This is a genomic window from Mesobacillus sp. MER 48 (genome assembly GCF_023714225.1).
GTDB classification, from domain to species: domain Bacteria; phylum Bacillota; class Bacilli; order Bacillales; family Cytobacillaceae; genus Mesobacillus; species Mesobacillus oceanisediminis_A.
The window spans coordinates 1-455 of sequence record NZ_JAMAUR010000038.1 but is presented as its reverse complement, the minus strand read 5'-3'; the positions used below and the strand labels follow the sequence as shown (position 1 = coordinate 455).

The window sequence follows — 455 nt, the reverse complement described above, 5'->3', positions numbered from 1 at the left end:
GTTTGAAGCATAATATTCATCATATTAATAGGATTCCACTTTAGCCAGTCTATTTTTTCTAAAAGTGCCGTTTGAATAACTGCTAAAATAGAACTTGCAAAATAAAAAACAATACCTACAGCAATGGCTACTCCCGTTGAATTTGTTGCAGATGATAATAGCAACGTTAAGCTTAAAACTAACCAAACGCCAACAAATGTGCCTAAACTAACTAATAATAATTGATTCAATAAAGATAATTGATTACCGCTACTTTCAAATATATTTAAATCATTAAAGAATAAAGACCCAATAACAATTGAAGCAATAATTGTAATAACAAAATAAATTAAAGAAATAATAAATAATGTGATGATTTTGCTAACAATCATAGTTGTTCTTGAATATTCACGATAGAGTAAATTTTTAATCGTACCGTAATGAAATTCCATTGAAATGATTGTACTTGCTTGAAT

At 27.3% G+C, this 455-nt stretch carries 1 protein-coding gene; it reads right to left on the bottom strand.

Annotation, left to right across the window (positions count from 1 at the left end; translation table 11 throughout):
• Positions 1 to 455 (bottom strand): ABC transporter permease (locus M3593_RS23785; RefSeq protein ID WP_251665151.1); only part of this gene is annotated, 455 nt, incomplete at both ends.